This is a genomic window from Intrasporangium sp., assembly GCF_036566125.1.
Taxonomy (GTDB): domain Bacteria; phylum Actinomycetota; class Actinomycetes; order Actinomycetales; family Dermatophilaceae; genus Intrasporangium.
The window spans coordinates 1-6,435 of sequence record NZ_DATCWX010000288.1 but is presented as its reverse complement, the minus strand read 5'-3'; the positions used below and the strand labels follow the sequence as shown (position 1 = coordinate 6,435).

Annotated in this window: 6 protein-coding genes and 2 pseudogenes; 5 read left to right on the top strand and 3 right to left on the bottom strand. The window is 66.6% G+C overall.

Translation table 11 applies throughout. The features are described from left to right. Positions 1-201: pseudogene (locus tag VIR15_RS17495) on the bottom strand (response regulator transcription factor); the annotation flags it as partial. Positions 202-351: 150 nt separating this feature from the next. Between VIR15_RS17495 and ctaE the strand changes: the two are divergent. The 5 genes from ctaE to VIR15_RS17470 all read left to right on the top strand — a co-directional run bounded on the left by ctaE (position 352) and on the right by VIR15_RS17470 (position 5,285). After that, positions 352-1,011 carry an aa3-type cytochrome oxidase subunit III gene (ctaE, locus tag VIR15_RS17490; RefSeq protein ID WP_414654975.1) on the top strand — a complete coding sequence of 220 codons (660 nt, stop codon included), beginning with the start codon at positions 352-354 and terminating at the stop codon, positions 1,009-1,011. A 73-nt stretch (positions 1,012-1,084) separates the two neighbouring features. After that, positions 1,085-1,891, top strand: a complete 807-nt coding sequence (gene qcrC / locus VIR15_RS17485) for a cytochrome bc1 complex diheme cytochrome c subunit (protein WP_331930073.1) — start codon at positions 1,085-1,087, stop codon at positions 1,889-1,891. Between the two features lie 73 nt (positions 1,892-1,964). Then, positions 1,965-3,074: a cytochrome bc1 complex Rieske iron-sulfur subunit gene (gene qcrA, locus VIR15_RS17480; protein WP_331930071.1), complete on the top strand. Its 1,110-nt coding sequence runs from the start codon at positions 1,965-1,967 to the stop codon at positions 3,072-3,074. Further along, the gene (qcrB, locus tag VIR15_RS17475) at positions 3,071-4,801 is read left to right on the top strand and encodes a cytochrome bc1 complex cytochrome b subunit (RefSeq protein WP_331930069.1); all 1,731 of its coding nucleotides are present in this window, start codon (positions 3,071-3,073) and stop codon (positions 4,799-4,801) included. Before qcrA ends, qcrB begins: the two co-directional genes overlap by 4 nt. 130 nt (positions 4,802-4,931) lie before the next feature. Beyond that, positions 4,932-5,285, top strand: coding sequence for a metallopeptidase family protein (locus tag VIR15_RS17470; RefSeq protein WP_331930067.1), 354 nt, complete (start codon positions 4,932-4,934; stop codon positions 5,283-5,285). A gap of 296 nt (positions 5,286-5,581) precedes the next feature. On the opposite strand, the gene ctaF is transcribed toward VIR15_RS17470, so the two are convergent. Beyond that, a complete protein-coding gene (ctaF, locus tag VIR15_RS17465; RefSeq protein WP_331930065.1) occupies positions 5,582-5,983 on the bottom strand; it encodes an aa3-type cytochrome oxidase subunit IV in 402 nt (133 codons plus the stop codon). A gap of 2 nt (positions 5,984-5,985) precedes the next feature. Then, a pseudogene (locus tag VIR15_RS17460) lies at positions 5,986-6,435 on the bottom strand (aa3-type cytochrome oxidase subunit I); the annotation flags it as partial.

The following is a 6,435-nucleotide window of genomic DNA, read 5'->3' as shown; positions in this document are numbered from 1 at the left end:
GTTCTCGACGGCACTGACGACCGCCGCTGCCGTGGCGCACTCGAGCCAGTGCACCACCTCGACGTCCTTGGCGGGACGACGGCCCACCGCGGCACGAACTGCGTCACGGGTCGTGATGTCATCGCTGTAGAGCAGCACATTCACCTGGTGCAGGGGCGCCGTGCCCCGGCGCTCAGTGGCGATCTCGTTCGAGGCGGTCATGCCAGCGATGCTACCGGTCGACAGGGAGCCGTCGGGCCCGCCCCGCCCTGGAGCCCTCGAGGTGCTCGACGTGTGCAAACGTCACGAATTCATCAGTACCCCACCGAAAACTGGGGGTCGCTCTCACACTCAGGAACGAATGTGGGAATAATGACCGACGTGGCGACAGCATCAGCATTTCCTTCAAGCGCAGTGGCGACGGCCGGGCACGGACCGGCGACCCGCCCCAACATGGTTGCCGTTGGCACCATCGTGTGGCTCTCGAGCGAGCTCATGTTCTTCGCGGGTCTGTTCGCGGTGTACTTCCAGCTCCGGTCCGTCCGGGGGGATCTGTGGGCGGAGCAGGTGCAGAAGCTCAACCTCCCCTTCGCCTCCGTCAACTGCCTCGTGCTGGTCGTCTCCTCCGTGTGGTGCCAGCTCGGCGTGTGGAAGGCGGAGCGCGGCCAGAAGGCCCGCACGGGCTCCCTCTTCGACCTGAAGAACTGGGGCATGCGGGAGTGGTACGTCGTCACCTACCTCTTCGGCTCCTTCTTCATCGCGGGCCAGGTGATGGAGTACGCCGAGCTCGTCCACCAGAACGTCACTCTGAGCTCCGACGCCTACGGCTCCGTCTTCTACATGGCGACCGGCTTCCACGGTCTCCACGTGACCGGTGGCCTGCTCGCCTTCCTGCTCATCATTGCGCGCACCTTCACGACTCGTCGCTACACGCACGCGAACGCGACAGGAGCGGTTGTCACGTCGTACTACTGGCACTTCGTCGACGTCGTCTGGATCGCGCTGTTCGCCACCATCTACATCCTCCAATGACCCCCACTGCGCCTCGCGCGCCAGGCCCGACCAGCACCACTTGCACCGCCCCGACGGACGACAGGACCTCACAGTGAACGCCTTGGCCGCACGCCGACGACACCCCGCCGCGATAGCGCTGCTCATCCTCGTCGGCCTGCTCATCATGGGTGGCGCCTACTCCTTCATCGCCCCCAAGGACGCCAACGCGTCCACGGCCGTCGCAACGGCTTCCGTCGAGGAGGGCCAGAAGCTCTTCCTCGGCAACTGCGCCTCCTGCCACGGCACCAACGCCCAGGGCACCCAGTCCGGCCCCTCCCTCGTCGGCGTGGGCGCGGCAGCGGTCGACTTCCAGGTCGGCACCGGCCGGATGCCGATGGCCAGGCCGGATGTCCAGGCCCCGCGCAACGACGTCAAGTTCGACGATGACGAGATCGCCTCGCTCGCCGCCTACGTCGCCACACTCGGCCCCGGCCCGGCGATCCCCGACAAGCAGTTCACGACCGTCATCGAGCCCGGCACGCCGGAGAACAACCGCGCCATCGCCGAGGGTGGCGTGATCTTCCGCGTGAACTGCGCCATGTGCCACAACTTCGCGGGCGCCGGCGGCGCCCTGACTCGTGGGAAGTACGCCCCCGGCCTGCAGGACGTCGAGCCGCGGCACATGTACTCCGCCATGGTGACCGGCCCTCAGTCGATGCCGGTGTTCAGCGACACCAACCTCACGCCCGAGGCGAAGCAGAAGGTCATCTCGTACCTCAAGGCCCAGGAGCAGGCCACCAGCGTCGGAGGTCTGAGCCTGGGCGACCTCGGCCCGGTGTCCGAAGGCTTCTTCGCCTGGGTCTTCATGCTCGGCCTCCTCATCGCAGCGGCAGTGTGGCTCGGCAAGAAGGCGGCATGAGCCAGACAGCTGCTCGCCCGGCCCTCCGCCCCAACCCGACCGTCCGGATCATGAGCGACAGGACATCCAACCGATGAACGACAACGAGACCAGCGTGGCACCGGTCGAGGGCAGCGTCGTTGCGCCCGCTTCCGGTGACGGCCAGGTCCTGCCGGCGTCGCTGGCAGCCGGGCCCGACACCTTCAAGAACCCGGGTCTGCCGCCGCACATCCCGCGCGCTGGCGATCTGGACCCGAAGGCGGCCAAGCGGGCCGAGCGCCAGATCGCCACGATGTTCGGCATCTCGATGCTCGGGGCGCTCGTCTTCGTGGTCAGCTACTTCGCGATCCGTGATGAGGCGACCTTCTTCTTCCCGGGCGTCGGCAAGGCCAGCACCCAGAACGTTGTCCTCGGCCTGTCGCTAGGCGTTTCCATTCTCTTCATCGGCCTTGGGGCGGTGCACTGGGCGAAGACCCTGATGTCCGACGTGGAGATCACCGAGGAGCGGCATGTCCAGGCCTCGAGCCAGGAGGAGCGGGCCGAAGCGGTCGCCGTCGTCAGCGAGGGCGTCGAGTCGACCGGGCTGACCCGGCGCCCGATCCTCAAGTACTCCCTCGGTGGGGCTCTCGGCCTGTTTGCCCTGCCCCTGGGCCTGCAGGTGGTGGGGTCGCTCGGCCCGACCACCATCGGGGAGCTCAAGGAAACGCTCTGGGACCCCGAGAACAATGGAGGGCAGCCGATCCGGCTCATGCGTGACCCGGAGATGACCCCGATCAAGCTCTCGGATGTCACGAACGGCTCCGTCTTCCACGTCATGCCCGAGACGCTGCAGCACTCCATCGACGAGGGTCGCCACGTCCTCGAGGGCAAGGCCAAGGCCGCCGTCATCCTGATCCGCATCGACCCCAACCTGATCAAGGTCCAGAAGGCCCGCGACTGGGGCGTCGACGGCGTCGTCGCCTACTCCAAGATCTGCACGCACGTGGGGTGCGCGGTCGGCCTCTACGAGCAGCAGACCCACCACCTGCTGTGCCCGTGCCACCAGTCCACCTTCGACCTGACCGAGGACTGCAAGGTCATCTTCGGCCCGGCCAAGCGTGCGCTGCCGCAACTCAAGATCACCGTGGACGACGAGGGCTACCTCGTCGCACCCGAGGGCTTCGCAGAGCCCGTCGGGCCGAGCTTCTGGGAGCGTAAGCGATGAGCGCCACCTACCAGCCCCGTCAAGCCGGGGCGCTGCGCGACGGCGACGAAGCGGCCGCGGAGCGACGCGCCGAGCAGAAGCCGCTCGGCGGTCTCGCCGGCTGGATCGACGACCGGACCGGCACGGCCAAGGGGTCGAGCACCCTGCTGAGGAAGGTCTTCCCGGAGCACTGGTCGTTCATGCTCGGTGAGATCGCGATGTACTCGCTGATCGTCTGCCTGCTCACTGGCGTCTTCCTCACCTTCTGGTTCGTCCCGAGCATGACCCAGGTGGTTTACGACGGCTCCTATGTGCCGCTGCAGGGCGTCATCGTCTCGGACGCCTACCGGTCGACGCTGGACATCTCCTTCGACATCCGCGGGGGATTGCTCATCCGCCAGATCCACCACTGGGCCGCCCTGATCTTCGTCGTCGCGGTCTTCGTGCACATGGCCCGGATCTTCTTCACCGGCGCCTTCCGCAAGCCGCGCGAGATCAACTGGGTCTTCGGCACCATCCTGTCGCTGCTGGCCTGCATCGAGGGCTTCGCCGGCTACTCCCTGCCGGACGACCTTCTCTCCGGCACAGGCATCCGCGCGATGAACGGCTTCGTCCAGTCCGCGCCCATCATCGGCTCGTACCTGTCGTACTTCATCTTCGGTGGGGCCTTCCCCGGCGAGCAGATCGTCCCGATCCTGTACTCCGCGCACATCCTGCTGATCCCGGCGATCCTCGTCGGCCTGTTCATCCTGCACATCGTGCTCGTCTTCGTGCACAAGCACACGCAGTACCCCGGGCCGGGCCGGACGAACAACAACGTCGTCGGTTACCCCTTCATGCCGGTGTACATCGCGAAGGCCGGCGGGTTCTTCTTCATCGTCTTCGGCGTCATCGCCCTGGTCGCGGCCGTCGTCACGATCAACCCGATCTGGGCCTACGGACCGTACGACCCGTCACCCATCACCGCCGGCTCCCAGCCGGACTGGTACATGGGCTTCGCGGACGGGGCGCTGCGCCTCGTGCCCGGCTGGCTGGAGTTCGTGTCCTGGGGTGACTTCACCTGGAGCATGAACATCTTCCCGTTCTCGCTCATCCTGCTCCCCCTCATGTGGACGATCATCGGCGTCTATCCCTTCGTCGAGAAGTGGGTGACCGGTGACAACCGCGAGCACCACCTGCTCGACCGTCCCCGCAACGCGCCGACCCGCACCGGCATCGGCGTCGCCGGCATCGTGATGTACTGCGTGCTCATGTTCGCCGCAGGCAACGACCTCATGGCGATCAAGCTGCACCTGTCCATCAACGACATCACCAATGCCCTGCGGCTGCTGTTCTTCATCGGCCCGCCGATCGCGTTCTGGATCACCAAGCGGATCTGCCTCAGCCTGCAACGCGCAGACCGCCAGAAGGTCCTGCACGGCCGCGAGACCGGAACCATCTGGCGCCACGCGGATGGTCGCTTCGAGGAGATCCACGCACCGCTCACGCCGGCCGAGCGTTGGCCGCTCGTTCAGCACGAGGTGGCCGAGCCGCTTGAGCTCATTCAGGAGGTCGACGGCAACGGTGTCGCCAGCCCCATCGCCCGCAAGGAGCGTCTGCGCGCCAGGCTGTCGCGGTTCTACTTCCGTGACCGAGTGGCACCGGCAACCCCCTCCGAGCTCGAGGCCGCTCACCACGAGCACGAGGTCCAGGCGGCCCAACCGGTATCCGTCGCCCCAGAGGAGATCGAGCCGGCAGCCCGCCGCTGACCCTGGAATCCGGTCACACGGCTGGCCAGGACGGCCCCACCGCAGACAGCGGTGGGGCCGTTTCATGCCCCCTGTGGGTGCCTACGTGGGTGGGGGTGGGGGTGCCTGACCGACGTGCGAGACTCGCATCGTGCAGCACCTGAGTGACGCCGAGTTCGAAGCCGCGGTCGGGGATGCGCTGGACGGCATCCCGCCGCAGCTGGCCCGCGCCATGGACAACGTCGTGGTGCTCATCGAGCAGGAGCCGCCCGACGGCGATCCCGAGCTGCTCGGTGTCTACGACGGGACTCCCCTGACGGAACGTGACGGCTGGTGGGCGGCTGGCGCCTTGCCGGACCGCATCACGATCTTCCAGGGCCCTCTCGAGCGGATGTGCGCGTCCGTCGAGGAACTGCGCGAGGAGATCGCCATCACCGTCGTCCACGAGATTGCACACCATTTTGGCATCGACGACAGGCAGCTCCACGAGCTGGGTTGGGGCTGATCGCGCGCTGCGGCAGCCGACAGCCCGACGTGCCTCACGTCAAGATGCCCGCAAGGGCTACGCGTCGGTCCACAGCGACTCGGCGCATACCCGCGGGTAGTTTTCGTGAGTGTCGCCGAGATCTTTACCTTGGCGTTGGATGAGATTACCGTCGGAGGACAAGCCAATCGATCGGACGGAGGTGCCTTGAGATGTTCTCTCCCACACGATCGCACCGCAAGCCTGAGGGGCCGTGACAGGACCCATCAAGTGTCGAAGGGGAAGGACCACCATCCTTCCCCTTCGCGCTGTCTCGGTCAGATCGAGTACTCGCCAGAGAACGACTCGAACACCCAGAGAACCACGGCGACGACTCCGACGAACAGACCGACGATGAACAGCCACCAGCCGATGGCAAGACCCGCGAACATGATCGCACCGGCACCGGCCAGCCACAGCGGCGTCCAGGAGCTCGCCACGAAGTACCCGTAGTTGCCCTCAGCCTCGGCGATCTCGCCGCTGGCGTTGTCCTCCGGTCGCAGCGGCAGCTTCCTGCCGGTCATGAAGAAGTAGAAGCCGCTGAGCAGGAACAGACCCGCGGTGAGCGCGAGCGCCACGACGCCGATCGGCTCCTTCCAGTCCGACCAGAACCCATAGACGAGCGTGATCGGGGCGAAGAAGGCGAAGAGGTAGAAGAACAGCTTGGTCTCGACGCGCATCGTCAGTCTCCGAACGGGTCTCGGTTGGTGGTCGAACGCTCACCGGGCGTCTCGTCGAGATCCGCCGGTCCCATCACCTGGGCCAGCGTTCCCCGATCCGGCACCGGCGTGGCCCCAGGTGCGACCTCGGGGTGATGCAGGTCGAAGGCAGGACGCTCGGAACGGATCCGGGGAAGCGAGGTGAAGTTGTGCCGCGGCGGCGGGGAGGACGTCGCCCACTCGAGGGACGCGCCGTAACCCCATGGGTCATCCGTGTTGACCAGCGGAGCCTTCTTCCACGTGCGCCACACGTTGTAGAGGAACGGGATCATCGACGCTCCGAGCAGGAAGGCACCCATGCTGGAGACGATGTTCCCGGCCTGGAACCCCTCCTCGGGCAGGTAGTCGGCGTAGCGGCGGGCCATGCCCTCGATGCCGAGCCAGTGCTGGATGAGGAAGGTTGTGTGGAAGCC